Origin of the sequence: Phycicoccus sp. Soil748, assembly GCF_001428025.1 — a bacterium.
Lineage (GTDB): Bacteria > Actinomycetota > Actinomycetes > Actinomycetales > Dermatophilaceae > Pedococcus.
Genome location: NZ_LMSC01000009.1, coordinates 158,831 through 185,283, shown reverse-complemented (window position 1 = coordinate 185,283; position 26,453 = coordinate 158,831). Strand labels below are relative to the sequence as shown.

Genomic DNA, 26,453 nt, shown 5'->3' with positions numbered 1-26,453 from the left:
AGTCTCACGCCCCCTTGACGCGCAGCCGACCCCGCCGGTTGACGCGCCGGGCGGATAGTGTCCGAGCCATGGCCGACTGCATCTTCTGCTCGATCGTCGCCGGGGACGTCCCCGCCGAGGTGGTCCGCGAGGACGAGCACACCGTGGCGTTCCGGGACCTCGACCCGCAGGCCCCGACCCACGTGCTCGTCATCCCGAGGCGTCACGTCCCGGACGTCGGTGCTCTTGCCCTGGAGGCGCCTGAGGAGGTCGCCCCGCTCGTCGACGCGGTGCGCGCGGTGGCCGAGCAGGAGGGGGTGGCGGACGCGGGGTACCGCAGCGTCTTCAACACCGGAGCGCAGGCCCACCAGACCGTCTTCCACGCCCACGTGCACGTGCTCGGGGGCCGGGCAATGACGTGGCCACCCGGCTGAGCGGCACCGTAGACTGGGACGACCATGCCTGAAGACGATCATCCGACCACGCCGGGGGGCGCAGCCGACGGCGCTCGTCCCCTCCCCATCCACACCGTCGAGATCCCTCCGCAGGTCCAGATGGTCACGCTGCTCGGCCCGCGCGACGAGCTGCTGCGGACCATGGAGCGGGCGTTCCCGCAGCTGGAGATCCACGTCCGTGGCAACGAGTTCCACCTGTCCGGCCCCAGCGCCGAGGTGGCCCTGGCGGAGCGGACGATCGACGAGCTGCTCCTGGTGATCGAGGGCGGTCAGCCGCTCAACCGCGACGCCGTGGAGCGTTCGATCGGCATGCTGCGCGAGCAGACCAAGGAGCGTCCGGCCGACGTCCTGACGATGAACATCGTCAGCTCCCGCGGTCGCACCATCCGGCCCAAGACGCTGAACCAGAAGCACTACGTCGACGCGATCGACGAGCACACCGTGGTCTTCGGCATCGGCCCTGCCGGCACCGGCAAGACCTACCTCGCGATGGCCAAGGCCGTCGCTGCCCTGCAGGCCAAGCAGGTCAACCGGATCATCCTCACGCGGCCGGCCGTCGAGGCCGGTGAGCGCCTCGGCTTCCTGCCCGGCACGCTCAACGACAAGATCGACCCCTACCTGCGGCCGCTGTACGACGCACTGCACGACATGGTCGACCCCGAGTCGATCCCGCGCCTCATGGCCGCCGGCACCATCGAGGTCGCGCCGCTCGCTTATATGCGCGGTAGAACTCTTAATGATGCGTTCATCATCCTCGACGAGGCCCAGAACACCTCTCCCGAGCAGATGAAGATGTTCCTGACCCGTCTGGGGTTCGGCTCCAAGATGGTCGTCACCGGTGACGTCACCCAGGTCGACCTGCCGGACGGCACGCGGTCCGGGCTGCGGGTCGTCCGCGACATCCTGGCCGGCGTCGAGGACATCCACTTCTCCGTGCTGACGCCGCAGGACGTCGTCCGGCACCGGCTCGTCGGGGCCATCGTCGACGCCTACGGCCGCTGGGACGACCAGCAGGGCGAGACCCACGGGCAGCAGGGACGGGGGCCGCGTGAGCGTCGACGTTCTCAATGAGACCGACTACCAGCTCGACGAGCTCGAGCTGGTGGCCCTGAGCAAGTACGTCATGGGCGAGATGCGGGTCCACCCGGGCGCCGACCTCTGCCTGCGCCTCGTCGACGAGGCCGCCATGGAGGTCCTGCACGTGCAGTGGATGGACCTGCCCGGCCCGACCGACGTCATGTCGTTCCCGATGGACGAGCTGCGCCCCGGCCGCGAGGGCGAGGAACCCGAGGAGGGCGTCCTCGGCGACATCGTGCTCTGCCCGTCGGTCGCGGCCAAGCAGGCCGCCGAGGCCGGTCATGCCACCGAGGAGGAGCTGCTGCTCCTCACCACCCACGGCATCCTGCACCTGCTCGGCTACGACCACGCCGAACCCGAGGAGGAGCGCGAGATGTTCGAGCTCCAGCGCCAGCTGCTGCTGACGTTCCTCGCGGGTCGCGGTCGCCGCAACCCCTGATGGCGCAGCGATGACCCGCCTCGTGCTGGCCGCGCTCCTCAGCATCGCCGTGGCGTTCCTGCTCACGGCCGCTGAGGCCGCGATCTGGCGCATGTCCCGGGTGCGGGCGCACGAGCTGCTCGAGGAGCGCCGCCCCGGGTCGAAGTCGCTGGACCGCATCGTCAGCGACAGCGCTGCCTACCTGTCCGTCACCGCGTTCCTGCGCGTCGTCGCCGAGGCGACGACCGCGGTGCTCATCACCCTCGGGGCGGTCGACCTCGTCGACGGCTTCTGGAAGCCGCTGCTCATCGCGATCGGCGTCATGGCCCTCGTGTCGTTCGTCGTCGTGGGCGTCTCGCCGCGCACGCTCGGACGGCAGAACGCCGACGCCGTCGCGCTCGTCGCGTCACCGGTGATCGTCGGCCTGCGCACGTTCCTCGGACCGGTCGCGCGCGTCCTCGTCGCCCTCGGCAACGCGGTGACGCCGGGGCGCGGCTACCGCGACGGGCCCTTCCAGAGCGAGTCCGAGCTGCGCGACCTGGTCGACCTCGCGGGGGAGAGCGCGGTCATCGAGGCGGGCGAGCGCGAGATGATCCACTCGGTCTTCGAGCTCGGCGACACGGTGGCCCGCGAGGTCATGGTGCCGCGCACCGACATGGTGACGATCGACGGCGAGAAGTCGCTGCGCTCGGCCATGTCGCTGTTCCTGCGCTCGGGGTTCTCGCGCATCCCGGTCGTCGGCGACGGGTCCGACGACATCCTCGGGCTGCTCTACTTCAAGGACGTCGTACGCCGCGTCAACGCCGACCCGGAGGCCGGCTCGCTGCCGGTCACGGCGCAGATGCGCCCCATGCACTACGTCCCGGAGAGCAAGCCGGTGGACGACCTGCTGCGCGAGATGCAGCGCGACCAGAGCCACTTCGCCGTCGTCGTCGACGAGTACGGCGGGACCGCAGGCCTGGTCACCATCGAGGACATCATCGAGGAGATCGTCGGCGAGATCGCCGACGAGTACGACCGCGAGGCTCCCGGCGTGGAGGACCTGGGGGACGGCACCGTACGCGTGCCGGCCACCATGGACATCGACGACCTGGCCGACCTGTTCGAGGTCGAGATCGACGAGGACGAGGTCGACACCGTCGGCGGGCTCATCGGCAAGAGCATCGGCCGGGTGCCCATCGTCGGGTCCCGGGCCGAGGTGGCCGGGCTGTCGCTCACCGCGGAGCGGATGGCCGGCCGGCGGCACCGCATCGCCTCGGTCATCGTCGAGCGGCTGCACGCCGTCGAGGAGGGCGGGACCGAGGACGGCGCCGAGCGCACTACGGTGGAGGCCGAACGCGAGGGAGTGTCATGACAGCGAGTGGTCCCGGTCCCACCGGTGCGCAGGCCGACGGGCCCGAGGCGACCCGTCCCTACCTGGCCGGTTTCGCCTGCCTCGTCGGGCGGCCGAACGCCGGCAAGTCGACGCTGACCAATGCCCTGGTGGGGCAGAAGGTCGCGATCACCTCCTCGAAGCCGCAGACGACCCGCCACACGATCCGCGGCATCGTCACCTCGCCGCGCTCCCAGCTGGTGCTCGTCGACACCCCCGGCCTGCACAAGCCGCGCACCCTGCTGGGGGAGCGGCTCAACGACGTGGTGCGCGAGACCCTGCTCGAGGTCGACGTCATCGGGTTCTGCCTGCCGGCCGACCAGAAGATCGGGCCGGGGGACAGCTTCATCGCCCGCGAGCTCAAGGAGATCCAGCAGGGCAAGCGACGGCCGGTGGTCGCCATCGCGACCAAGACCGACCGGGTCGACCGCCAGCGGCTCGCCGAGCACCTCATGGCCATCGACCAGCTCGGCTCCTGGGACGCGATCGTGCCGTGCTCGGCCGTCGACGGGTCGCAGGTCGACGAGGTCGCCGAGGTGCTGGCCTCCTACCTGCCGACCTCCCCGGGACCGCTCTACCCCGAGGGCGTCCTCACCGACGAGCCCCAGATGGTGATGATCGCCGAGCTCGTGCGCGAGGCCGCCCTCGAGGGCGTGCGCGACGAGCTGCCGCACTCCCTGGCCGTTGTCGTGGAGGAGATGGTCCAGCGCGAGGGGCGTCCGGCGGACAAGCCGCTGCTCGACGTGCGGGTCAACGTCTTCGTCGAGCGCTCGTCGCAGAAGGCCATCATCATCGGGCGGGGTGGGTCGCGGCTGCGCGAGGTCGGGACGACCGCCCGCCAGGGGATCGAGAAGCTCCTCGGCCAGAAGGTCTACCTCGACCTGCACGTGAAGATCGCCAAGGACTGGCAGCGCGACCCCAAGCAGCTGCAGCGACTCGGGTTCTGAGCCGGGTTCCGAGACCTGTTCCTAGCCCTGATCCGAGCCAAAGCTCACGTGGCGAGACTCACGTCTCGTCGAGATCCGTTGCAGTGCAACGGTTTCGATGCACTTCTGAATTGGTTCCCGGTAACCACGATTTGAGATCGCGCCTCGTTCTCGGCAGGCTGGGCGGTCGACCGACACGGTTTTGATACGCAACTGACCAGGACAGCGAAGGAGCGGCGCCCTCCCCAAAGAGGGCGCCTACACCACGTGGACACGACACTGACCAAGACGGGCCCAGCCGCTCCGGCTGAGGCCACGGGCGAGCACACAGCCCTCGACAGCCCGCACCCCGCCCTCGACCCCGTCATCGAGGAGCACCCGGCCGAGGAGCCGCAGAAGGTCGACACGATCGTCTTCGGCGTCACCGCCGCCATCGCGATCGCGTTCGTGCTGTGGGGGTTCCTCAGCACCGACACGCTGAGCTCGGCCTCCGGCGCCGGCCTCGAATGGGTCGTGCACAACATGGGCTGGCTGTTCTCCCTCGTCGCCTCGGGCTTCGTCCTGTTCGTGATCTGGCTCGCGGCAAGCAAGTTCGGCCGCATCCCCCTCGGGCGTGACGACGAGGAGCCGGAGTTCAAGACCGTCTCGTGGATCGCGATGATGTTCTCCGCGGGCATGGGCATCGGCCTGATGTTCTACGGCGTCTCGGAGCCGCTGTCGCACTTCGTGAAGCCGCCGCCCGGCACCGGTGCCGCAGGCAACCCGCAGGCCGTGCAGAACGCCATGGCCACCACGCTGTTCCACTGGACGCTGCACCCGTGGGCCATCTACGCGGTCGTCGGCCTCGCCGTGGCGTACGGCGTCTTCCGCAAGGGCCGCTCGCTGCTCATCAGCTCGGCGTTCGCCCCGCTGCTGGGCAAGCGCGCCGAGGGCCCGGCCGGTCGCGTCATCGACATGCTCGCGATCTTCGCCACCCTGTTCGGCTCGGCTGCCTCGCTCGGCCTCGGCGCCCTGCAGATCGGCTCCGGCCTGACGATCGTCGCCGGCATCGGCAAGGCCGGCAACATGGTCCTCGTCGCGATCATCGCGGTACTCACCGTCTGCTTCATCCTGTCGGCCGTCTCCGGCCTGGCCAAGGGCATCCAGTGGCTGTCCAACATCAACATGGTGCTGGCGCTGGCCCTCGCGGTCTTCGTCTTCGTCGTGGGCCCGACGGTCTTCATCCTCAACCTCGTGCCCACCGAGATCGGTTCCTACTTCCAGAACCTGGCGATGATGTCGGCCCGCACCGACGCCGCCGGTGGCGACGCCATGAAGACCTGGTTGTCGGGCTGGACCATCTTCTACTGGGCCTGGTGGGTCAGCTGGACCCCCTTCGTCGGCATGTTCATCGCCCGCATCTCGCGCGGCCGCACCATCCGCCAGTTCGTCACCGGTGTGCTGCTCGTCCCGAGCGTCGTGTCGCTCGTGTGGTTCGCCATCTTCGGTGGTGCCGGCATCGACATGCAGCGCGGTGGCACCGACCTCGCGGGCGCGGGCTCGACCGAGGGCACCCTCTTCGAGATGCTTTCGCACATGCCGCTGTCGACGATCACGTCGGTCCTGGTGATGGTGCTCGTGGCGATCTTCTTCGTCTCCGGCGCCGATGCCGCGTCCATCGTCATGGGCACGCTCTCCGAGCGCGGCACCCTGGCCCCGAGCCGCAAGACGGTGATCTTCTGGGGCGCGGCCACGGGCGCGGTCGCGGCGGTGATGCTGCTCGTCGGTGGTGAGGATGCGCTGTCCGGGCTGCAGAACATCACCATCGTGGCTGCCCTGCCGTTCCTGATCGTCATGGTCGGCCTCGCGATCGCCCTGGTGAAGGACCTGAGCAACGACCCGCTCATCGTGCGCCGCGCGTATGCCGTCGCCGCGATCGAGCAGGCCGTCGTGGCAGGCGTCACCGAGCACGGCGACGACTTCACCCTCACCTACGAGGAGTCCGCCCCCGGCGAGGGCGTCGGCGACCTGGTGCCCACCGCGCCGGTGACCGGGCACGCGGGCCATGACGAGCTCGATACGGCCGATGTGCGTGCAGGATCCGCCACATCGTGAGCCGCTGAGCCGGTGCACGACCGGGCCGACCTATCCTTGGTCCCATGAGAGTTGGTGTCTTCGGGGCCACCGGGCAGGTCGGCTCGGTCATGCGTGCACTTCTCGCCGAGCGGGCGTTCCCGGTCGACGAGATCCGTTTCTTCGCGTCGGCGCGCTCTGCCGGCACGACGCTGCCGTGGGCCGGTGGCGAGGTCACCGTGGAGGACTCGGCCACCGCTGACTTCTCCGGCCTCGACATCGCGCTGTTCTCCAACGGGGGAGCGGCCTCCAAGGAGCTCGCGCCCAGGGTCGCCGCAGCCGGAGCCGTCGTCGTCGACAACTCCTCCGCCTGGCGCAAGGACCCCGAGGTCCCGCTGGTCGTGAGCGAGGTCAACGCCGACGACCTCGACACCATCCCCAAGGGCATCGTCGCCAACCCCAACTGCACCACCATGGCCGCCATGCCGGTCCTCAAGCCGCTGCACGACGAGGCCGGTCTCGTGCGCCTCACCGTCGCGTCGTACCAGGCCGTGTCCGGCTCCGGTGGCAAGGGCGTGCAGGAGCTCGACGGACAGCTGCGCGGCGGGTATGCCGCCGGCGAGCCTGCCGGCCTCGCCCTCGACGGTCGCGCGGTCGAGGTCCCTGCGCCCAACGTCTACGCGGTGCCGGTGGGGTTCAACGTGATCCCGCTGGCCGGCTCGATCGTCGAGGACGGCTCACTGGAGACCGACGAGGAGCAGAAGCTCCGCAACGAGTCGCGCAAGATCCTGCACATCGACGACCTGCGCGTCTCCGGGACCTGCGTGCGCGTGCCGGTGTTCACCGGGCACTCGCTGGCGATCCACGCCGAGTTCGACCGTGAGATCAGTCCCGAGCGCGCACTGGAGCTGCTGGCGAAGGCGCCTGGCGTCGTCGTCACCGACGTGCCCAACCCGCTCGAGGCCGCCGGCCGCGACGACGTCTACGTCGGCCGAGTGCGCGCCGACCAGGCGGCCCCGGAGGGCAAGGGGCTCGTGCTGTTCGTCGTCGGCGACAACCTGCGCAAGGGTGCCGCCCTCAACGCGGTGCAGATCGCCGAGGAGCTGCTCAAGCGTCGGTGAGCCGGTCCCACCGCGCGAAGGGTGGCGATCTGCCGCTTCAACTCCACCCGAGGCGGCAGATCGCCACCCTTTCGTCGCGTCGGGGCCGCGGCCCCACTGACCCGTCAGACGTCGGTCATCCAGTGCTGGTAGGTCTTGCTGACCTCCATGCCGACGTGCTGGTAGAGCGGTAGCGCGCCCGTCCGTGAGTCGGTCGACAGCTCGCTACGGGTGGCGCCGTGCTCGCGGGCGCGCTCGAACGCGTCGACGAGCAGCGCCCGGGCGAGGCCCTTGCCGCGCTGGTCGGCGCGCACCGCCAGCTGGTCGACGTAGCCGCACCCCTCGGTGACGATCATGAAGGCGACGCCGACCGGTGTGCCGTCGGGGTCGACGGCGAACCTGATCTGCCAGGGCTCGAAGCCGGGCCGGCGCACCGTGCGGGCTGCCCAGTCGTCGAACGCGCTCGGCTGGCGGTCCGGCCACTCGTTGAAGGCATCCTCGACGAGCAGGTGGGCGACCTGTTCGTCCGCCCCGGGGACGAGGTCGCGCAGGAGGTAGCCGTGGGGGAGGGGCTGCGGCTCGATGGCCGCCCCCTCGGGCACGACGAGCACCCACGAGGTCCAGCCCTCGCGGTAGCCGAGGGTGGTGAAGAGCCGTTCCGCCGAGCTGCCGAGGGGCACGGTCTGGCCGACCAGCGTGCCGCCGCGGCGACGCGAGCAGTCCTCCACCCAGGCCGCCAGCCACGTGCCGATGCCACGCCCTCGGTGGTCGGGGTGCACCGTGGCCTCGGCACGACGGGTCTTGTACACCTCCGCCGCCGCGACCAGGGTCGGTCCGTCGAACACCCCGACACTCTCCTGCTCGAGGTCGAAGCTCGGCCGCTGCCAGTCGCCCTCGATGTCCTCGGGCTCGATGGCGACCTCCCCGGCGTCCGCCTGCTCGGAGGTGGCGAACAGCTCGTACATGGCGCGGGCGTCAGACATCCGCAGCGGGCGGGCGGTGAGGCCGTCGGGCAGGTCCATGGGGCTCATGGTGGCGGGTGCGCCCGCGCTCGCGCACGGCCTTTTCGGCGACTTCGTGGTCCCGGTCGCGGGGGGATGGCCGGATTGCGGCCATTGTGAGAGAGTCCTCTCGAAACAGTTCTCTCACATCGAGGTGACCCGGTGACCAACCCCTATGGCGACGTCGAGCTCACGCCGCGGGACATCCGCGCCCTGGCCCACCCCACGCGCCTCGCCATCCTGGCCCGGCTCCAGCAGCACGGCCCGAGCACCGCGACCGCACTGGCCCCCGAGGTGGGGGCCACCCCGTCGGTCACGAGCTGGCACCTGCGCCACCTCGCCGGCCACGGCCTCGTCCGGGACGCCCAGGTCGCGTCCGACGGTCGCCAGCGGTGGTGGGAGGCGGTCGGCCGCGGCTTCCGCTTCACCCCCTCGGAGGACGAGACGGGACGTGACGCCGCCGTGCTCCTGTCGCGCGTGGTGTTCGACCAGGCCCGCGACCTGCCGGACCGCTGGGCCGCGGAGGCCGAACCGCTGCTCGAGGACGACTGGCGGGCCTCGGCAGGGCTGTCCAACACCCGGATCGTCGTGACGTCCGAGGAGCTGGCCGAGGTGGAGGCAGCCATCGAACAGGTGCTCGCGCCGTACGTCCTGCGCAAGTCCGAGCCCGACGTGGTGCCGGGCGCGCGCTCGGTGCGGATGCTCCGCTACGTGCTGCCCGAGGCCGCGACCGACGAGGGGGAGCCGGCATGAGCGAGCCCCTGTGGCGGGACCGGCGGTTCGCGACCTACTGGGTGGGGCAGGGGATCTCGCAGTTCGGCGACCGGATCACCGGGCTCGCCCTGCCGCTCATCGCGGTCACCACCCTGCACGCGGGGGCCACCACGGTGGGCCTCCTCACGGCTGCGGTGTGGGCGCCGAACCTGCTGTCCCTCTTCGTCGGCGCCTGGGTCGACCACCACGTGCGAAAGCGGCGGCTGCTCATCCTGGCCGACCTGCTGCGCTGCGCCGTGCTGCTGACGCTGCCGGTGGCGCACCTGGTGGGGGCGATGACCCTCGGCCAGCTGTTCGCGGTCGCGCTGGTGGCCGGCCTCGGGCAGGTGCTCTACCAGACGGCGTACCCGAGCTTCTTCGTCGCGCTCGTGCGCCGCGACCAGTTCGTGGAGGCCAACAGCCTGCTGAGCGGTACCCGGTCGGCCTCGTTCGTGGCCGGTCCCGCCGTCGCCGGCGGCCTGGTCCAGGCAGTCACGGCACCGATGGCCATGCTCGTCGACGCGGTCACCTTCGCGGTGTCGGCCGTCCTCATCGGGCGGGTGAAGGTGCCCGACCTGCCGGTGGACGGCGCCGAGGGGACGAGCCTGCTGCGGCGGGCGCGGGACGGGATGGGCCTGGTGCTCCACGACGCCTACCTGCGGGCGGCCCTCGTGTGTGCCACCACGATCAACCTGTTCAACCTCATGGCGGGCGCGCTGGTCGTGCTCTTCGCGAGCCGGCAGCTGGGGATGTCGGCCGGGCTCATCGGGCTCGCCCTCGGGATCGGGGCGACGGGCGGCCTCCTCGGCACGGTTCTCGCCGGGCCGCTGTCGCGAAGGATCGGCATCGGGCGCACCATCGCGGTGGGCGCTGTGGTCTTCTCCGCCCCCTTCGCGCTGATGCCGCTGGCGCAGGGCCCGATGTGGGCGCGCGCCGGGGTGGTGGCGGCCGTCGAGCTCGTCTCCTCCGTCGGCGTGATGTGCCTCGACATCCCGCTCAACGCGCTCATGACGGCGGTGACCCCCGACGGCGTCCGCAGCCGGGTGACCGGCGCGTTCTCGACGGTGAACTACGGGATCCGTCCCGCCGGCGCGGTGCTCGGCGGCGTGGTGGGGGAGTGGATCGGCTTGGGGCCGACCATGGTGGTCGCCGCGGTGGGTGGCTCGCTGTCGGTGCTGTGGCTGCTGTGGTCACCCGTCATCTCGACCCGCACCCTGGACGACCTCCGCGGTGCGACCATCTCGTCGCCCGCGTGACACGGACCTCTGGCCCTAACGCGGCCCGCCGGTGCACGGTGACCTGAGGGGACACCCACACCACGGGGGAGGTCCGCAGTGTCCCAGCCACAGCTCCGCGCCAGCCGTTCGACCAGGACGTCGAACGCCGCAGCCCGACGGTCCGACGTCGGCCGCAGGGTCGGGTTCGTCATCGGCGCCGTCGTCAACGCCGTCCTGCTCTGGTGGGTCAACATCGCGCCCGGATGGCAGGTGGTGCCGTTCCTCACCGACGACACGCGTCAGGTGCTCGGCCTCGTCAACGCCTCGCTCGCGGTCGGCCTGGTGTCCAGCCTCGTCTCCGCGGTCCTGCTGTGGTTCCGGTTGCGGGCCTTCGGTGACCTGGTGCAGAACGCTGTCGGCCTCGCTGCCCTGGTGCGCCTGTGGCAGGTCTTCCCGTTCGACCTCGGCGGACAGGGGTTCGACTGGGACCTCGTGGTGCGCTGCGCGCTCGTCCTCGGCATGGTCGGGTCGGTGATCGGCGCACTGGTGGCCGTGGTGCGCCTGATCCGCGGCCGCTGAGCGGGGCCGCGCCGCCCCGTGCCGCCGAGACCGGCTGACGGGGGACCGTCCGGATCGTGAGCGACGAGTCCCGTGCGATGGACGTACCGCGACGACGCGGCATATCCTCCGAGAGTGCGTATGCAGCGCCTCCTCCTTCGCCGCCGCGGCGGGGCCTGACCGATCAGCCGCCCCTCGTCGCGGAGTAGCGTTGCCCTGGCTGAGCCTCTGACAGAGCCACCAGCGACGAATCGATAGGCGAGACACCATGATCCACCCGCAGCAGCCCTCGGGCATGCCGGTCGCGAAGTACGTGCCCTTCCAGGACCAGATCGTGGTCGACCTCCCCGACCGCACGTGGCCGACGAAGGTCCTCGACAGGGCGCCCCGGTGGTGCGCGGTCGACCTGCGCGACGGCAACCAGGCACTGATCGACCCGATGAGCCCGGACCGCAAGAAGCGGATGTTCGAGCTGCTCGTGCGCATGGGCTACAAGGAGATCGAGGTCGGCTTCCCCTCGGCCAGCCAGACGGACTTCGATTTCGTGCGGATGCTCATCGAGGACGACATGATCCCCGACGACGTCACGATCCAGGTGCTGACGCAGTGCCGCGACCACCTCATCGAGCGGACCTTCGACGCGATCCGTGGGGCCAAGCAGGCCATCGTGCACTTCTACAACTCGACGTCGGTGCTGCAGCGGCGGGTGGTGTTCGGGCTCGACCAGGACGGCATCGTCGACATCGCGGTCCAGGGCGCGCGGCTGTGCCGCAAGCTCGAGGAGACGGTGCCCGACACCGTCGTCTACTACGAGTACAGCCCCGAGTCCTACACCGGCACCGAGCTCGAGTTCGCCGTGCGGATCTGCAACGAGGTCATCGACGTCATCGACCCGACGCCGGACCACAAGATGATCATCAACCTTCCGGCGACCGTCGAGATGGCGACGCCGAACGTCTACGCCGACTCGATCGAGTGGATGACCCGCCACCTCGAGCGCCGCGAGTCGATCGTGGTGTCGCTGCACCCGCACAACGACCGCGGCACCGGCGTCGCGGCGGCCGAGCTGGGCTACCTCGCCGGCGCCGACCGCATCGAGGGCTGCCTGTTCGGCAACGGTGAGCGCACCGGCAACGTCGACCTGGTGACCCTCGGCATGAACCTGTTCAGCCAGGGCATCGACCCGCAGATCGACTTCTCCGACCTCGACGAGATCCGGCGGACCGTCGAGCACTGCAACCAGCTGCCGGTGCCCGAGCGGCACCCCTGGGGCGGCGACCTGGTCTTCACGGCGTTCTCCGGCTCGCACCAGGACGCCATCAAGAAGGGCTTCGAGGACATGGACCGCCAGGTGGCGGCCACCGGCAAGAAGATCGACGACCTCGTCTGGGGCGTGCCCTACCTGCCCATCGACCCGCACGACGTCGGCCGGTCCTACGAGGCCGTCGTCCGCGTCAACAGCCAGTCCGGCAAGGGCGGTGTCGCCTACATCCTGAAGGCCGAGCACCAGCTCGACCTGCCGCGCCGGCTGCAGATCGAGTTCAGCGGAGTGGTGCAGGCCAAGACCGACAGCGAGGGTGGCGAGGTCAGCCCCGCCGAGCTGTGGAGCGTGTTCCAGGACGAGTACCTGCCCGCCGTCGACGGTGCGGCCAACGCGTGGGGGCGGTTCACTCCGGTCAGCCACGCGCTGGAGAGCCAGGCCGACGGCGCCGACCGCATCGTCGCCACGATGCTCGACCAGGGTGTCGAGGTGCAGGTCGAGGGCACCGGCAACGGCCCGATCGCTGCCTTCATCGACGCCCTGTCGACGCTCGACATCGACGTGCGCGTCCTCGACTACGCCGAGCACGCACTGTCCGCCGGTGGTGACGCCCGGGCGGCGGCGTACGTGGAGTGCGCCGTCGGTGACCGCGTCCTGTGGGGCGTCGGGCTGCACAGCTCGATCGTCAAGGCGTCGCTGACCGCGGTGCTGTCCGCCGTCAACCGCGCCCTGCGTGAGGCCGCCTGACTCGCTCGGCCGTCCACGAGGGACCGCTCAGCGCACACCCTGTGGCCGGAACTGGATGGAGATGCGCGGGCCCACGGCCTTGGTCGACTTGGGGATGCAGTGGTCCCAGGTGCGCTGGCAGGAGCCGCCCATGACGACCAGGTCACCGTGCCCGAGGGAGAAGCCGATCGACTCGCCACCACCGCGGGGCCGCAGCATCAGGGGCCTGGCGGACCCGATCGACAGGATGGCCACCATCGTGTCGAGGTCCTTCGACCGGCCGATGCGGTCCCCGTGCCACGCAACCGAGTCGCGGCCGTCGCGGTAGAGGCACATGCCCGCGCTGACGAACGGCTCGCCGAGCTCGTTCGCGTACCAGCGGCTCAGCTCGTCGCGCGCTTGGTCGAGGACGGGGTGGGGGAGTGCCTCGCCCTCCCCGTAGAACTTGAGGAGCCGGGGGACGTCGACGACGCGCTCGTACATCTCACGCTTCTCGGCGTGCCACGGCACCTCGTGGTGGAGGGCGTCGAACAGCTGCTCGGCGCCGGTGAGCCAACCCGGTCGGTAGTCGACCCAGGCGCCGCGGCTCAGCTGCGTGCGGGTGAGCCGGTGGTCGAGGCCGTGCAGCTGGATCTCGTCGGCGGTGTCGAGGAGCGAGCCCTGGAGTGCCATGCCCATGCCCGGAGCATAACCCACGTTCGAACAGGTGTTCTACAGGTGTCGCTGGTCTTGCCATTTCCTCAGGTCAGGGGCCTAACCTCGAGAGGGCGAGGGAGGAGGCGATGTCCGTGTGGGCTCCATACGGTCTCGAGCGAGCCGTGGGCGCTGTGGTCTCCAAGGTGCTCGGCATGGTCCTCCTGGCCGCGGTCGTCGTGGCGCTGCTCGTGCCTCGCGAGCCCAACATCCCCTACGACCACGTCTGGGTCTGGGTCGGGTTCGGGGCGTTCGCGGGTCTGTGGCTGACGCTGGTCGCCGGCCGACGGCGGTTGGCGGCCTCCCGGCCGTTGCGCTGGCTGGCGCGGCGGGCGGGCTGGGTGTCGTGGTTCCTCACCCTGCTCGGGACCGCCGCGTGCCTCGTGGTGGCGCTCAACCTCGTCTATCCGGTGGGCTGGGACGCCAAGGCGATGTCCAACCTCGGCAGTCGCCTCGCCCAGGGCCCGGCACCGCTCTTCTACTACCGCTACCTCTCGCGCTACCCCAACCAGATCCCCTTCGCCGCCATCTCGCGGATGAGCTGGGAGCTGAAGGGGCTGCTGGGCTGGGACCAGCGGACCGTCTTCGCGCTGGTCAACGCCGCGTGCGTCGGGGTGTCGCTCCAGAGCCTGTACGTCGTGGTGCGCCGGGTACGCAGTGCGCCATCCGGCCTCGTCGCGCAGGTCGCGGGGATCGCCCTGGTCGCCCTGTCCCCCTGGGTGACCGTGCCCTACACCGACATCGTGACGCTGCCGTGGCCCATCCTCGCCACCGCACTGGCCCTCACCGCCGCCACCCGGTCCTCGCGGGTGGCGGGCGTGGCCCTGGGCGTTGCCGCCGTCGCCGCGCTGGCGGTGGGGTTCGTGCTCAAGACGACTCCGGTGGCGACGATGGCGGGGGTGCTGGCGCTGGGCGTCGTGGTCGTGGCCAGCCTCCTGCGCCGGCCGCGTCGCGCGGCTGCCGCCGGTGCCGTGGTGCTCGTGGCGGCGGGGGTGTTCCTCGGCGCGTCGGCGGGAGCCGATGCGGCCCTGTCCAGGGCATCGGGCCTCGACCTGACGCGGGTGGACACGAGCCGGACGCCACCGCTGTCCTGGTGGGTGGCCATGGGCATGACGTCGACGCAGGGCAACACCAAGCGGTATGGCGCGTACAACGCGACCATGGTGGCCAGGACCGTCCACCTCGACCACACCGAGCTGGTGCGCTGGTCGGACCAGGCGCTGCGGCAGCGACTGCACGAGCTCGGGCCGACGGGGTACGCCACGTTCGCCGCCAACAAGGTCACCTGGAACCTCGGCGACGGCATGTTCTGGGCCTGGGGCGAGGGCAGTGACGCGACGACACCGGTGCCTCGACACGGGCCCCTGACTCCGTGGATCGTGTCGTGGAGCCATCCCCAGGGCACCCACTACGCGCTCCGGGCCGGGCTCACCCAGGGACTGTGGCTGGTCGTGCTCCTGGCCGCCGGGCTGGGGCTGCTGGTGCGCCCCTACCGTCGCGACGTGGCGCTCGTCGTGGCGTCGGTGTTCGCCATCATCCTGTTCACGCTGGTGTTCCAGGGGCGGTCGCGCTACCTGCTCGTCTACTCGCCGGTGTTCGTGGCGCTCGCCGCGGCGGTCGCCCCTGGCGGCCGCAACGGCCTGGTGCAACCGGCCCGGCTGGCCCTCAGTCGCGTGCGCTCGCGCTCAGCCGGTCGACCTCGGCTGTGAGCTCTCGTCGCAGCTCGTCGTGCTGGGGGCCGAGCACGGTGTCGGCATCAGGCTCGCGCCACCGCTCGATCGGGTGCAGGGCCACCGGGCGCCAGGTGTGGTCGGGACCCTCCCACTCGTAGCGCGGCCAGACGTGGGCGTGCAGGAACGCGTCGTGGTTGCCCTGGATCTCCAGGTTGATGCGCCGGAACGCCGGGTCGCGACGGGCGCACACCGTCTGCACCGCCTCGCCGAGCAGCTCCATGTCGGCCAGGAACTCCAGGCGGCGGGACAGGGGCAGGTCCGTCAGCCGGTCTGCGCCGGGGGTGTCGGTGACGAGCACGCAGTACCCGGGCAGGAACTGCACGTCGTCGATCACCGCGAACCCGGCGCGGAGCCGTCGCAGCACCGTGGGGTTCTCCCCGCGCAGTGCCGCCCCCACCCGGTCCTGCCTCCAGTCGCCCATGGCCGGCGACCCTACGGCACCGCCTCCCGGCCGCAGCCCCGCTGTGGGGGAGAATGGCGTCATGCCCCTGTACCGCGACGAAGGCATCGTCCTGCGCACCCAGAAGCTGGGCGAGGCCGACCGCATCGTCACCCTGCTCACGCGGGGGCTGGGCAAGGTGCGCGTGGTGGGCAAGGGCGTACGGCGCACGAAGAGCCGGTTCGGGGCGCGGCTGGAGCCGGCCATGTGGGTCGACGTCCAGTGCTTCGAGGGCCGCACGCTCGACACCGTCACCCAGGCGGAGTCGCTCGCCTCCTGGGGCGACGTCCTGGCCCGCGACTACACGACCTACACGGCCGCGGCGGCCATGCTCGAGACGGCGGACCGGCTCACCGAGGAGCGCGAGCCGAACGTCCAGCAGTACCTCCTGCTCCAAGGGGCCCTGCGCTCGATGGCCGAGGGTCTGCACGACCCGGGCCTGGTCCTCGACGCCTACCTGCTGCGGGCCCTGGCCGTCGCCGGCTGGGCACCGAGCTTCCACGACTGTGCGCGCTGCGGTGCCCACGGCCCGCACCGCGCCTTCAACCTCGCCGCGGGCGGCACGGTGTGCTCGGCCTGCCGCCCACCGGGCTCGGCGGCCCCGGCCCCGGAGACGTTGTCGCTGCTGGCGGCGCTGCTCGCCGGTGACTGGTCCGTGGCCGACGCCTCGAGTGGACGCCACCGCCGCGAGGGGAGCACCCTGGCCAGCGCCTTCCTGCAGTGGCACCTGGAGCGGGGTGTGCGATCGTTGCGCCTCGTGGACCGACGAGACCCCGACGCCCCGACCCAGGTGGACTCCCGCGTGACGTGGTCGGCCGTGCCGCTGATCGCGGCGGTGGAGAAGGTCGACCAGGCGCACGCCGCAGCCCAGGCGGCCCAGGCGTGAGCGCTGGATACGCCAAGCCCTTCCCGCATCCGAGCGGAGCCCAACCTCCTTCTCTCCCCAAGGAGCTCGTGCCGCGACACGTGGCGGTGGTCATGGACGGCAACGGCCGCTGGGCCAACCAGCGAGGCCTTCCGCGCACCAAGGGCCACGAGGCTGGGGAGGCGGCCCTCCTCGACGTCGTCGCCGGGGCCATCGAGATCGGCGTGACGCACCTGTCGGCCTACGCGTTCTCGACGGAGAACTGGAAGCGCAGTCCCGACGAGGTGCGCTTCCTCATGGGGTTCAACCGTGACGTCATCCGCCGCCGCCGCGACCAGCTCCACGAGTGGGGCGTGCGCATGCGCTGGGTCGGGCGGCGCCCCCGGCTGTGGGGCTCGGTCATCAAGGAGCTCGAGACGGCGCAGGAGCTGACCAGGGACAACACCGGGCTGACGCTGTACTTCTGCGTCAACTACGGCGGCCGCGCCGAGATCGCCGACGCCGTGCAGCGCATCGCCGAGCAGGTGCAGCGCGGCAAGCTCAAGCCGGGCTCGATCGACGAGAAGACCATCGCCCGCCACCTGCCCGAGGCGGACATGCCCGACGTCGACCTGTTCGTGCGGAGCTCGGGGGAGCAGCGCACCAGCAACTTCCTGCTGTGGCAGAGCGCCTACGCCGAGATGGTCTTCCAGGACACGCTGTGGCCCGACTACGACCGTCGACACCTGTGGCAGGCCATCCAGACGTATGCCGAGCGCGACCGCCGCTACGGCGGCGCAGTCGACCTGCCGACGGGCTGAGTCAGCGGGCGCAGCCGGCGCAGGTGCCGAAGATCTCCAGGGTGTGGTGGACGTCGGTGAAGCCGTGCTCGGCGCTGACCCTGGTCGCCCAGGCCTCGACGGTGGGGCCCTCGACCTCGACGGTGCGACCGCAGTCGCGGCACACCAGGTGGTGGTGGTGGCCGGTCGAGCAGGCCCGGTAGACGGCCTCGCCGTCGTCGGTGCGCAGCATGTCGATCTCGCCGTCGGCGGCCATGGCCTGAAGGTTGCGGTAGACGGTGGCGAGGCCGACCTTGTCGCCGCCCGCGCGCAGCAGCGCGTGCAGCTCCTGGGCCGAGCGGAACTCGCCCGTGCCGGCGAGCAGCGCAGCCACCGCGGCCCGCTGGCGGGTGGGACGGCGAGGAACGTCCACCGCCTCGGTGGCCGAGCGGTTGGTCGCGCTCGCGGTGCGGTCCTGGACTCCGGTCATCGCGGTGCCGTCTCCTTCGGGGTGGTGCCGCCGGTCGGCTCGCCGTGGGTGTGGCCGCCGGGGGCGTGCTCGTCGTAGTGCCCCTCGTGGGGCGCGTGCAGGTGGCCGTCGTGGACGTAGTCGAGGTGGTCGTCGTGGGCGACAGCCGCGTGGCCGCAACCCGGTCCGTGCTCGTGGTCGTGGCGCTCGGCCCGGCGGTGGCGGGCCGCCCGCGCGGTGGCGACCGCTCCGCTCAGGCTTGCGACGACCACGAAGAAGCCGATGGCCAGCAGGACGATGGTGCCGCCGGACGGGGTCTCGGCGTAGAACGACGCGACGACACCGCCCACGCTGGAGACGACGCCGACCAGGACGGCCCAGCGCACCGAGGCCCGGAAGCTGCGCCCGAGCAGCTGGGCCGTGGCGTTGGGGATGATCATCAGGGCGCTGATGAGCAGCAGGCCTACCACCCGCATCGAGACGACGACGGTGACGGCGGTCAGCACCGCCAGGGCGATGTTGAGGCCGGTGACCGGGAGGCCGCTGGCGCGGGCGTACTCCTCGTCGTTGGCCACCGCGAACAGCCAGGGCCGCAGCAGCCAGGTCGCCAGCAGCACCACGAGGGCGAGCCCGGCGAACACCCACAGGTCCTTCTGGTCCGCGGTGGTGATCGCCCCGAAGAGGTATGCCGTGAGGTTGGCAGGGCTGCTGCTCGGCGACTTGGCGATGATGACGACACCGGCGGCGATGCCGCCGTAGAACATCACGGCCAGGGCGATGTCGCCGCTGGTGCGGCCCCGGCCGCGGATCACCTCGATCGCGATGGCGGCGGCCACCGCGGCGAGCAGGGCCGTGAGCACGGGCGCCTGCCCGGTGAGCAGGCCGACGGCCACACCGGCGAGGGCGACGTGCCCCATGCCGTCGCCGATCAGCGACAGCCGCCGCTGCACGAGGAACACGCCCACCAGCGGCGCGGCGATGCCGACGAGCAGGGCCGCGAGCAGCGCCTGGCGCATGAAGTCGAGGGAGAGGAGCTCAGTCACCGGATGCCTCCCCTCGGGTCGAGCGGGCCGGACGCCGGCGTGCCCTGCACGCGGGTCCTGGGCGCGACCTCGTCGTGGTCGTGCTCGTGGTGGTCGTGGTGGTCTGGCACGAACTGCCCTGTGCGCGTGGCGAACTCGTCCGGCGTGCCGTCGAACGCGATCCTGCCTCCCTGGACCAGGACGATGCGCGAGACGATGCCCGCCAGAGCGGTCAGCTCGTGGGTGACGATGACCATGGTCGTCCCGCGCCGGCGCAGGCGGGCGAGGACCGTCGACAGCACGTGCTGGTTGGCGGCGTCGACGCCGGCCGTGGGCTCGTCCATGAGCAGGACGTCGGGCTCCGAGGCGAGGGCGCGGGCGATGAGCACCCTCCGCTGCTGGCCGCCCGACAGCGTGGACACGTCGGCGGCGGCGCGGTCGGACAGCCCGACCACCTCCAGGGCGCGGTCGATGACCTCCTGGTCCCGCGGCGTACGGCGCACCGGCCACCACCACCGCTGGTGGGGGAGCCGTCCGACGGCGACGATCTCCTCGACCGTGGCCCGCACCGAGGCGGAGAGCGTGTGCCGCTGGGGCACGTAGCCGAGCCGTGCGTGCTCGTGGAAGGACTCGCGCGGCGTGCCGAACAGCCTCACCTCGCCGCCGAGCCGGTCGTTGAGCCCGAGCATCCCCCGCACGAGCGTCGACTTGCCCGAGCCGTTGGGCCCGAGCACCGCGACGACCTCGCCGGCGCGGACGGTGAGGTCGGCGCCCTGGATGACGGCCTGGTCGGCGTAGCCGAAGGACGCGCGGTCGAGCTCGAGGACGGGCGTCCCGGCGGGTGCTGTGGTGGTCACGAACACTCCTGTCCTGCTTCGAGGGTGGCGAGGTTGGCCCGCATGACGCTGGGGTAGTCGCGACCGGCGGATGCGGTGGTGATGCCCTCGAGGGGGTCGAGCACCGCCAGTCTCGCACCGGTCTCGCGGGCCAGGGTCCTGGCGACGTCCTCGCTGACGAGGGTCTCGGCGTAGACCGTCGCGGCGCCGCTGCGCCGGATGCGGTCGGTGATGTCCGCCAGCGCGGCCGGGCTGGGTTCGGCGTCCGGCGTGAGCCCGGTGATGCTCTGCTGGGTCAGCCCGTAGGCCCGCGCGAGGTAGCCGAACGCGGCGTGCGCGGTGACCAGGTCCTTGACCCTGCACTGCTCCAGCCCGCTCCGGAACTGCCGGTCGAGTGTCGTCATGGTGGCGCGGAACGCCTTGGCGTTGGAGGTGTACTCCGCTGCGTGCGCCGGGTCACGCCGGCCAAGCTCCGCGCCGATCGCGTCCCCGACGTCGGCGTAGCGCAGCGGGTCGAGCCAGAAGTGGGGGTCCTTCGCCGCATGGTCGTCGTGCTGCGCGTGGGCCGACTCGGTCTCGTCCGCGGCGGTGAGGTCGAGTCGGGCGGCGGCAGAGACGTCGAGCGCGGTGTGCCTGGCCTCGCTGCGCACGGCGTCGTCGACGGCAGGCTGGAAGCCCTTCTCGTAGACGACCAGGTCGGCCAGGGCGACGTGGGCGACCTGACGGGGGTTGAGCTCGAGGTCGTGCGGCTCCGCGCCGGGCTTGGTGAGGGACTGCACCTCGACGAGGTCCCCGCCGACCTGGCTCACGGCGTACTCGAGGGGGTAGAACGCGGCCGCGACGGTGACCTTGCCGGAGTCCGCGCTTCCACCGAGTCCGCTACCGCACGCGCTGGTGAGGACCAGGGCGACCAGGGCAGCGGCTGGGCCGAGCAGACGGCGGGGTGACATGACCATGATTCTCAACTGAAATGAGAACCATTGTCAAAACCTCCCGGGTCAGCTCCGGGGGAAGGCCTGCGTGATCGTGATCGCCACGGCCATCAGCAGGATGGTGGCGCGCATGAGGCGGGGCACCGGCTCGAGGACGGGCCACGACAGGTAGAGGGTCCAGAGCAGGAACAGCACGACGAGGAGCAGCAGGACCCAGCCCCACCCCGGCACGAACAGGCCGGCGACCATCAGAGCCAGGATGGCGAGGAAGGGGACCGGCCGGGGGAGCGCGTTCAGCCGCTGGAGGGCGGGCAGGCTGGCTCGCTGGATGGACTCACGCAGGGAGGACACGCGCCAAACCCTAGATGGTGGGCCTGGGGTGGCTCGCGCGCCATACCCCGTCGAGGCTGCGGCGACCGCACAGTAACCTTCTGCGCATGGCCGCACCCTCCACCGTCGACACCGTCGTCTCCCTCTGCAAGCGCCGCGGGTTCGTGTTCCCGTGCGGCGAGATCTACGGCGGCACGAGGTCCGCCTGGGACTACGGCCCGCTGGGTGTGGAGCTCAAGGAGAACATCAAGCGGCAGTGGTGGAAGTCGACCGTCACCGGCCGTGACGACGTGGTCGGGCTCGACTCGTCGGTGATCCTGCCGCGCCAGACGTGGGAGGCCTCGGGCCACGTCGCGACCTTCTCCGACCCGCTGGTCGAGTGCCTGTCGTGCCACAAGCGCTTCCGCGCCGACCACCTGCAGGAGGCCGTCGCCGAGAAGAAGGGCATCGCCGACCCCGACGAGGTCAAGCTCGTCGACATCGCCTGCACCAACTGCGGCACCCGAGGCCAGTGGACCGAGCCGCGCCAGTTCTCCGGCCTGCTCAAGACCCACCTCGGTGTCGTCGAGGACGAGTCGGGGCTGCACTACCTGCGCCCCGAGACCGCCCAGGGCATCTTCCTCAACTTCCTCAACGTCATGCAGTCAGCGCGCAAGAAGCCGCCGTTCGGCATCGCCCAGACCGGCAAGAGCTTCCGCAACGAGATCACCCCGGGCAACTTCATCTTCCGCACCCGCGAGTTCGAGCAGATGGAGATGGAGTTCTTCGTCAAGCCGGGCGAGGACGAGGAGTGGCACCAGTACTGGATCGACGAGCGCACCCGCTGGTACACCGACCTCGGCATCGACCCCGACAACCTGCGCCACTACGAGCACGCCCAGGAGAAGCTGAGCCACTACTCCAAGCGCACCGTCGACATCGAGTACCGCTTCAACTTCGCCGGCAGCGAGTGGGGCGAGCTCGAGGGCATCGCCAACCGCACCGACTTCGACCTCAAGACCCACAGCCAGCACTCGGGCACCGACCTCGTCTACTTCGACCAGGCCAGCGGGGAGAAGTACACGCCCTACGTCATCGAGCCGGCGGCCGGCCTGTCGCGCTCGCTCATGACGTTCCTCGTCGACGCCTACACCGAGGACGAGGCCCCCAACACCAAGGGCGGCGTCGACAAGCGCGTCGTGCTCAAGCTCGACAAGCGGCTGGCGCCGGTCAAGGCCGCCGTCCTGCCGCTGTCGCGCAACGCCGACCTGTCGCCCAAGGCACGCGACCTCGCGGCCACGCTGCGCCAGCACTGGAACATCGACTTCGACGACGCGGGCGCCATCGGCCGCCGCTACCGCCGCCAGGACGAGATCGGCACGCCGTTCTGCATCACGGTCGACTTCGACACCCTCGACGACCAGGCGGTGACCATCCGTGAGCGCGACACCATGGCGCAGGAGCGGGTCGCCCTCGACCAGGTCGAGGGGTACCTCGGGTCGCGCCTGCTCGGCTGCTGACGTCCGGACCCGGCGGCCGCTCGACCCCGCTCTGCCCACTTCACTGCGCCCTGCCCACGAAAGCTTCGTGGGCAGGGCGCACTGTTGTGGGCTGAGTCGCGGCGCGCCCCGACCCATCCGTGGGTCAATGGGGTGACGAACCCCGGTGGCGCCTCGATGTCGTGGGCGCACCGGAGCCCCAGGGAGGTGTCGTGCAGCGCGAGGTGGACGCCGACTTCGCCCGGTACGTCCGGGCCCGTCAGCACCAGCTGCTCCGTGCCGCCAACCTGGTCTGCGGCAACGGCCCGCGTGCCGAGGAGGTCCTCGAGCAGGCCCTCGCCACGGCTGCCGGGCGCTGGCACCGGATGCGGGACGAGCCGGACCTCGCCGTCCGCCGGCTCCTCTACCGCGACGCAGTCTCCTCCCGGGGTGGTCGCGTCGACGCCCACGGGGTGCTGGCCGCGCTGACGCCCGGGCACCGGGCGCTGCTGGTCCTGCGGTACTTCGAGGAGCGCAGCGAGCCGCAGGTGGCGGAGGTGCTCGGGGGCACGGTCCCCGAGGTGGCGCGCGAGACCTCGGCGGCGGTCACCCGGCTGCACGAGCTGTACCCGGCCCACGACGTGACCGAGCTGCTGGACGACGCGAGCGGCGGTGTGGACGAGGTCGACCTGGCCCAGCGCGCCTGGGACGCAGCGCTCGCCGGCCGTCGACTGCGGCGACGACGGGTCGCCTCCACGGTCGCGGGTCTCGCAGCGGTGGGGGTGGTGGTGGCGGTCGCCCAGGGTGCGGGACGTGTCGGGCCCGTGCCTGCTCCGTCACCCACCACGACGACGAGCAAGCCTGCGCTGCAACGTCTTCCGGACGGCACGATGTATGCCGCGATGCCGCTGGAGGGCGAGGAGGATGGCCTGCCCGACTTCGACGCAGGACTGCCGTCGGCCATCGACCCCGAGGGGAGAACGGTGCGCCTGTCGACGCTCTCCTCCCCGCCGGGCTCCGTGGTCGCGGTCTACCTGCGCAGGGCGGCCACGCACTACCGCGCCGTGCTGGTGCCCGCGGACCGCACGCAGGTCCTCGTCGACACCCTCGACCTGCTGCCGACGCGCGACTCCGGCGGCAACGAGGGAGAACCGTTGGGGGCGAAGGCGATCAGCGCCGACGGCCGGTACGTGGTGTTCGCCCAACCCCGTGCGGTCGTGCGGCTCGACCTGCGCACCGGCGCGGTCGACCGGTATGCCGTGCCGGCACCGGACCTGCTCGTGGCCGGCTGGCGCGCCGGGAGCACGGTGGTTGCGCGCACGGCGGGGGAGGCGTGGAGCCTCGACCTGTCCCAGCCGTCACCGACGGCCGCGCGCAGCGCCGTGCCTGTGGCGCTGACGCGAGGCGTCGCCGTACCCGTCACGGACCTGGCCGGCGAGACCGTCACCGCGGGCCGCTGGGCCGCCAGCGGCGCGTACTTCGACCAGGACGTCACCTCACCGGTGATCGTGCGCGGCAACGGCCCGATCTACCAGGGGCTCGTCGCCGTCGACCAGGACGCGCGCGCCGGGCGGGTGCTGCTGGCACCCGAGTCGCCCGACGGCCGGACCGGACGGGTGAAGGAGTGCTGCACCGTGCTGGCGTGGGCCGACCCGTCGACCGTGCTCTTCCGGTCCAGCGGCTACGACGGGTCGTGGGTCCTGGCCTGGAACGTGGAGACGGGTCGGGTCTACGACGTCACCCGGCTCGACGAGGGCGGCGGCGTCGACTACCCGCACGCCGTCGCGCTCGCCGTCGGCAGCCGGGGCTAGGTGTGGCTCAGGCCAGGGTGGCCGTGTCGATGACGAAGCGGTAGCGGACGTCGGAGGCGAGGACGCGCTGGTTGGCCTCGTTGACCTGGTCCGCCGAGATGACCTCGACCTCGGCGCCGATGCCGTGCAGGATCAGCGTCCCGCCACCGACGAGGTCCCGAACCAGAACGGCACTCCTCCATCTCCCGTCACGACGCACGAACCGTCTCCGCCACGCCCGCGGCGACGTACAGGACCGCGAGGCACAGGGCCAGGATGTCGGCCAGCCTTCGCCGGGCCATGGCTTGTTGTCCGAGCCGGGGCGTGGCGCGGCAACAGACCCGGAACCTGAACGGAACCTGACAGACGTCATGGTGATCTCGTGACGCCCGTCGCAGGTTCACGCCTGTCCGGTCCGGCAGGCTCCTGCCATGACCCAGACCCGTACGCTGCGCCGGCCCACCGGGGGAGCCGTCGCCGACACCCTTCCCGCGATCGAGCTCGTGGGGCTCACCAAGAGCTTCGGCGCCGTCCGCGCCGTCCGCGGCATCGACCTGACGATCGCTCCCGGTGAGGTGGTGGCCTTCCTCGGCCCCAACGGCGCCGGCAAGACCACCACCGTCGACATGCTGCTCGGCCTGTCCCGGCCCGACGAGGGGTCCGTCCGAGTCCACGGCCTGGAGCCGGGGCACGCGGTCCGCCGCGGCCTGGTCGCTGCCGTGATGCAGACCGGTGGCCTGCTCAAGGACCTGACCGTCGAGGAGACGCTGCGGCTCACCGCGAGCCTGTTCGCCGACACCCGTCCCGTCGGCGAGGTGCTCGAGCGTGCCGGCATCGCCGACATCGCCGACCGCCGGGTCGGGAAGTGCTCTGGCGGCCAGCAGCAGCGGCTGCGGTTCGCCATGGCCCTGCTGCCCGACCCGGAGCTGCTCGTCCTCGACGAGCCGACGACCGGCATGGACGTGGGGGGCCGGCGCGAGTTCTGGGCAGCGATACGGGAGGACGCGTCCCGTGGCCGCACCGTCGTCTTCGCGACGCACTACCTCGAGGAGGCGGACGCCTACGCCGACCGCGTCGTCCTCGTCAGCCATGGCCGGGTCGTCGCCGACGGGACCGCGGCGCAGGTGAAGTCGCTGGTCTCGGGGCGCACCGTGCGAGCAACCCTCCCCAACGCCGATCAGGCTGTCCTGCAGGCGATCCCGGGAGTAGAGACCGTCGAGGTGCGCGGCGACTCCGTCATCGTGAGCTCGACCGACAGCGACGCCGTGCTGCGCCACCTGCTGACCCGCACGGCAGCGCGTGACCTCGAGGTCACAGCTCGCGGCCTCGAGGACGCCTTCATCTCGCTGACCTCCGAAGGAGCACAGTCATGACCACCGCCGACCTGGCCGCCAATGAGCGGTCCGTCCCACGCTTCGGGAGCTTCAACTCCACGCTGGTGCGCCTCGAGCTGCGCCGCATGCTCCGCAACCGCCGCACCGTCATCTTCTCCGTCGTCATGCCGGTGCTGTTCTTCCTGCTGTTCGGCACGGGCAAGTCCTACTCGGACGAGAGCGCCGGCCACGGCAACGTCGCCGCCTTCATCATGGTCAGCATGGCCCTCTACGGGGCGATGCTGTCGACGACCGGCGGCGGGGCGATGGTCGCGGTCGAACGCAGCCAGGGCTGGAGCCGCCAACTGCGCCTCACGCCGCTGAGCTCCACGGCATACATCTCGGTGAAGGTGCTCGTCGCCATGCTGCTCGGGGCCCTGTCGGTGGTCGTGACCTATGCCGCCGGCGCCCTCACCGGGGCGCACATGGACACGTCGGTGTGGCTCGTCACGGGGGTCGCCGTGTGGGTCGGGTCGCTCGTCTTCGCAGCGTTCGGCGTCTTCATGGGCTACCTGCTGCCGAGCGAGAACGTGATGCAGATCCTCGGTCCCGGCCTCGCCCTGTTCGCCTTCCTCGGTGGGCTCTTCCTGCCGTTGGAGGAGATGAGCCCGACGTTCCGGACGATCGCCCACTTCACGCCGATGTACGGCCTCAACGAGGTGGTGCACGCACCCCTGACCGGCGACGCACCGGGCTGGGCCGCCGTGGTGAACGTCCTCGTCTGGTTGGCCGTGTTCGTCGGGGGCGCGGTATGGCGCTTCGGCCGGGACACCGCCCGCGTCTGAGCCTCCGTCCCGCCACGGCCCTGGGGGATCATCGTCTCCCCGCCCGGGCGCCTCGGCCAGGCAGCACGACGAGTCG

At 71.3% G+C, this 26,453-nt stretch carries 26 protein-coding genes and 1 pseudogene; 18 read left to right on the top strand and 9 right to left on the bottom strand.

Going from position 1 to position 26,453, the window contains the following annotated elements; all coding sequences use genetic code 11:
• Positions 1 to 68: 68 nt before the first annotated feature.
• The 7 genes from ASG70_RS14855 (at position 69) to ASG70_RS14825 (ending at position 7,400) form a co-directional block, all read left to right on the top strand.
• The gene (locus ASG70_RS14855; RefSeq protein ID WP_056884632.1) at positions 69 to 413 is read left to right on the top strand and encodes a histidine triad nucleotide-binding protein; all 345 of its coding nucleotides are present in this window, start codon (positions 69 to 71) and stop codon (positions 411 to 413) included.
• 24 nt (positions 414 to 437) lie between these two features.
• Positions 438 to 1,505 carry a PhoH family protein gene (locus ASG70_RS14850; RefSeq protein ID WP_056884631.1) on the top strand — a complete coding sequence of 356 codons (1,068 nt, stop codon included), beginning with the start codon at positions 438 to 440 and terminating at the stop codon, positions 1,503 to 1,505.
• A complete protein-coding gene (ybeY, locus tag ASG70_RS14845; RefSeq protein WP_056884630.1) occupies positions 1,483 to 1,950 on the top strand; it encodes an rRNA maturation RNase YbeY in 468 nt (155 codons plus the stop codon). The genes ASG70_RS14850 and ybeY overlap by 23 nt, the downstream gene beginning before the upstream one ends.
• A 10-nt stretch (positions 1,951 to 1,960) precedes the next feature.
• On the top strand, positions 1,961 to 3,283 hold the full coding sequence (locus ASG70_RS14840; protein WP_056884629.1) for a hemolysin family protein: 1,323 nt from the start codon (positions 1,961 to 1,963) through the stop codon (positions 3,281 to 3,283).
• On the top strand, positions 3,280 to 4,248 hold the full coding sequence (gene era / locus ASG70_RS14835) for a GTPase Era (protein WP_082590844.1): 969 nt from the start codon (positions 3,280 to 3,282) through the stop codon (positions 4,246 to 4,248). Before ASG70_RS14840 ends, era begins: the two co-directional genes overlap by 4 nt.
• Positions 4,249 to 4,494: 246 nt before the next feature.
• Positions 4,495 to 6,321 carry a BCCT family transporter gene (locus ASG70_RS14830; protein WP_082590842.1) on the top strand — a complete coding sequence of 609 codons (1,827 nt, stop codon included), beginning with the start codon at positions 4,495 to 4,497 and terminating at the stop codon, positions 6,319 to 6,321.
• 44 nt (positions 6,322 to 6,365) lie between these two features.
• On the top strand, positions 6,366 to 7,400 hold the full coding sequence (locus tag ASG70_RS14825; protein WP_056884628.1) for an aspartate-semialdehyde dehydrogenase: 1,035 nt from the start codon (positions 6,366 to 6,368) through the stop codon (positions 7,398 to 7,400).
• Between the two features lie 104 nt (positions 7,401 to 7,504).
• On the opposite strand, the gene ASG70_RS14820 is transcribed toward ASG70_RS14825, so the two are convergent.
• Positions 7,505 to 8,401, bottom strand: a complete 897-nt coding sequence (locus tag ASG70_RS14820; RefSeq protein WP_056884627.1) for a GNAT family N-acetyltransferase — start codon at positions 8,399 to 8,401, stop codon at positions 7,505 to 7,507.
• Between the two features lie 141 nt (positions 8,402 to 8,542).
• On the opposite strand from ASG70_RS14820, the gene ASG70_RS14815 reads away from it, so the two are divergent.
• The 4 genes from ASG70_RS14815 (at position 8,543) to leuA (ending at position 12,916) form a co-directional block, all read left to right on the top strand.
• On the top strand, positions 8,543 to 9,133 hold the full coding sequence (locus ASG70_RS14815) for a helix-turn-helix transcriptional regulator (protein ID WP_056884626.1): 591 nt from the start codon (positions 8,543 to 8,545) through the stop codon (positions 9,131 to 9,133).
• On the top strand, positions 9,130 to 10,389 hold the full coding sequence (locus ASG70_RS14810) for an MFS transporter (protein ID WP_056884625.1): 1,260 nt from the start codon (positions 9,130 to 9,132) through the stop codon (positions 10,387 to 10,389). Before ASG70_RS14815 ends, ASG70_RS14810 begins: the two co-directional genes overlap by 4 nt.
• Before the next feature lie 78 nt (positions 10,390 to 10,467).
• Entirely contained in the window at positions 10,468 to 10,929 is a 462-nt protein-coding gene (locus ASG70_RS14805; protein ID WP_056884624.1) for a hypothetical protein, read from the top strand.
• A gap of 247 nt (positions 10,930 to 11,176) precedes the next feature.
• Positions 11,177 to 12,916, top strand: coding sequence for a 2-isopropylmalate synthase (gene leuA, locus ASG70_RS14800; RefSeq protein ID WP_056884623.1), 1,740 nt, complete (start codon positions 11,177 to 11,179; stop codon positions 12,914 to 12,916).
• A gap of 27 nt (positions 12,917 to 12,943) precedes the next feature.
• On the opposite strand, the gene ASG70_RS14795 is transcribed toward leuA, so the two are convergent.
• Positions 12,944 to 13,573, bottom strand: a complete 630-nt coding sequence (locus tag ASG70_RS14795) for an alpha-ketoglutarate-dependent dioxygenase AlkB (protein WP_056884622.1) — start codon at positions 13,571 to 13,573, stop codon at positions 12,944 to 12,946.
• A 110-nt stretch (positions 13,574 to 13,683) separates the two neighbouring features.
• On the opposite strand from ASG70_RS14795, the gene ASG70_RS14790 reads away from it, so the two are divergent.
• Positions 13,684 to 15,297 (top strand): hypothetical protein, encoded by a 1,614-nt coding sequence (locus ASG70_RS14790; RefSeq protein WP_156400031.1) that lies wholly within the window; start codon positions 13,684 to 13,686, stop codon positions 15,295 to 15,297.
• Here the strand turns inward: ASG70_RS14790 and ASG70_RS14785 are convergent.
• A complete protein-coding gene (locus tag ASG70_RS14785) occupies positions 15,254 to 15,742 on the bottom strand; it encodes an HIT family protein (protein WP_056884620.1) in 489 nt (162 codons plus the stop codon). The two genes, ASG70_RS14790 and ASG70_RS14785, sit on opposite strands and share 44 nt — an antisense overlap.
• Before the next feature lie 61 nt (positions 15,743 to 15,803).
• Between ASG70_RS14785 and recO the strand changes: the two genes are divergently transcribed.
• Both recO and ASG70_RS14775 read left to right on the top strand, forming a co-directional pair.
• A complete protein-coding gene (gene recO / locus ASG70_RS14780) occupies positions 15,804 to 16,646 on the top strand; it encodes a DNA repair protein RecO (protein ID WP_082590840.1) in 843 nt (280 codons plus the stop codon).
• The gene (locus ASG70_RS14775; RefSeq protein ID WP_056884619.1) at positions 16,643 to 17,425 is read left to right on the top strand and encodes an isoprenyl transferase; all 783 of its coding nucleotides are present in this window, start codon (positions 16,643 to 16,645) and stop codon (positions 17,423 to 17,425) included. Before recO ends, ASG70_RS14775 begins: the two co-directional genes overlap by 4 nt.
• A gap of 1 nt (position 17,426) precedes the next feature.
• Here the strand turns inward: ASG70_RS14775 and ASG70_RS14770 are convergent, their stop codons facing one another.
• The 5 genes from ASG70_RS14770 to ASG70_RS14750 are packed head-to-tail and all read right to left on the bottom strand — an operon-like array spanning position 17,427 to position 20,993.
• Entirely contained in the window at positions 17,427 to 17,873 is a 447-nt protein-coding gene (locus ASG70_RS14770; protein WP_082590836.1) for a Fur family transcriptional regulator, read from the bottom strand.
• Positions 17,870 to 18,895: a metal ABC transporter permease gene (locus ASG70_RS14765; RefSeq protein ID WP_056884618.1), complete on the bottom strand. Its 1,026-nt coding sequence runs from the start codon at positions 18,893 to 18,895 to the stop codon at positions 17,870 to 17,872. The genes ASG70_RS14770 and ASG70_RS14765 overlap by 4 nt, the downstream gene beginning before the upstream one ends.
• Complete coding sequence (locus ASG70_RS14760) at positions 18,892 to 19,731, bottom strand: metal ABC transporter ATP-binding protein (protein WP_056884823.1); 840 nt, start codon at positions 19,729 to 19,731, stop codon at positions 18,892 to 18,894. The genes ASG70_RS14765 and ASG70_RS14760 overlap by 4 nt, the downstream gene beginning before the upstream one ends.
• On the bottom strand, positions 19,728 to 20,660 hold the full coding sequence (locus ASG70_RS14755) for a metal ABC transporter solute-binding protein, Zn/Mn family (RefSeq protein WP_235531519.1): 933 nt from the start codon (positions 20,658 to 20,660) through the stop codon (positions 19,728 to 19,730). Before ASG70_RS14755 ends, ASG70_RS14760 begins: the two co-directional genes overlap by 4 nt.
• A 48-nt stretch (positions 20,661 to 20,708) precedes the next feature.
• Positions 20,709 to 20,993, bottom strand: coding sequence for a DUF6703 family protein (locus ASG70_RS14750; protein WP_056884617.1), 285 nt, complete (start codon positions 20,991 to 20,993; stop codon positions 20,709 to 20,711).
• A gap of 86 nt (positions 20,994 to 21,079) precedes the next feature.
• Between ASG70_RS14750 and ASG70_RS14745 the strand changes: the two genes are divergently transcribed.
• Both ASG70_RS14745 and ASG70_RS19715 read left to right on the top strand, forming a co-directional pair.
• Positions 21,080 to 22,471 (top strand): glycine--tRNA ligase, encoded by a 1,392-nt coding sequence (locus tag ASG70_RS14745; RefSeq protein ID WP_056884616.1) that lies wholly within the window; start codon positions 21,080 to 21,082, stop codon positions 22,469 to 22,471.
• A 191-nt stretch (positions 22,472 to 22,662) separates the two neighbouring features.
• Positions 22,663 to 24,240 (top strand): sigma-70 family RNA polymerase sigma factor, encoded by a 1,578-nt coding sequence (locus ASG70_RS19715; protein ID WP_056884615.1) that lies wholly within the window; start codon positions 22,663 to 22,665, stop codon positions 24,238 to 24,240.
• A 7-nt stretch (positions 24,241 to 24,247) separates the two neighbouring features.
• Here the strand turns inward: ASG70_RS19715 and ASG70_RS19390 are convergent.
• A pseudogene (locus ASG70_RS19390) lies at positions 24,248 to 24,367 on the bottom strand (NAD(P)-dependent alcohol dehydrogenase); the annotation flags it as partial.
• A gap of 283 nt (positions 24,368 to 24,650) precedes the next feature.
• Here ASG70_RS19390 and ASG70_RS14730 point away from each other — a divergent pair.
• Positions 24,651 to 25,592 (top strand): ABC transporter ATP-binding protein, encoded by a 942-nt coding sequence (locus ASG70_RS14730; RefSeq protein ID WP_056884613.1) that lies wholly within the window; start codon positions 24,651 to 24,653, stop codon positions 25,590 to 25,592.
• On the top strand, positions 25,589 to 26,377 hold the full coding sequence (locus ASG70_RS14725; RefSeq protein WP_056884612.1) for an ABC transporter permease: 789 nt from the start codon (positions 25,589 to 25,591) through the stop codon (positions 26,375 to 26,377). The genes ASG70_RS14730 and ASG70_RS14725 overlap by 4 nt, the downstream gene beginning before the upstream one ends.
• Positions 26,378 to 26,453 lie beyond the last annotated feature (76 nt).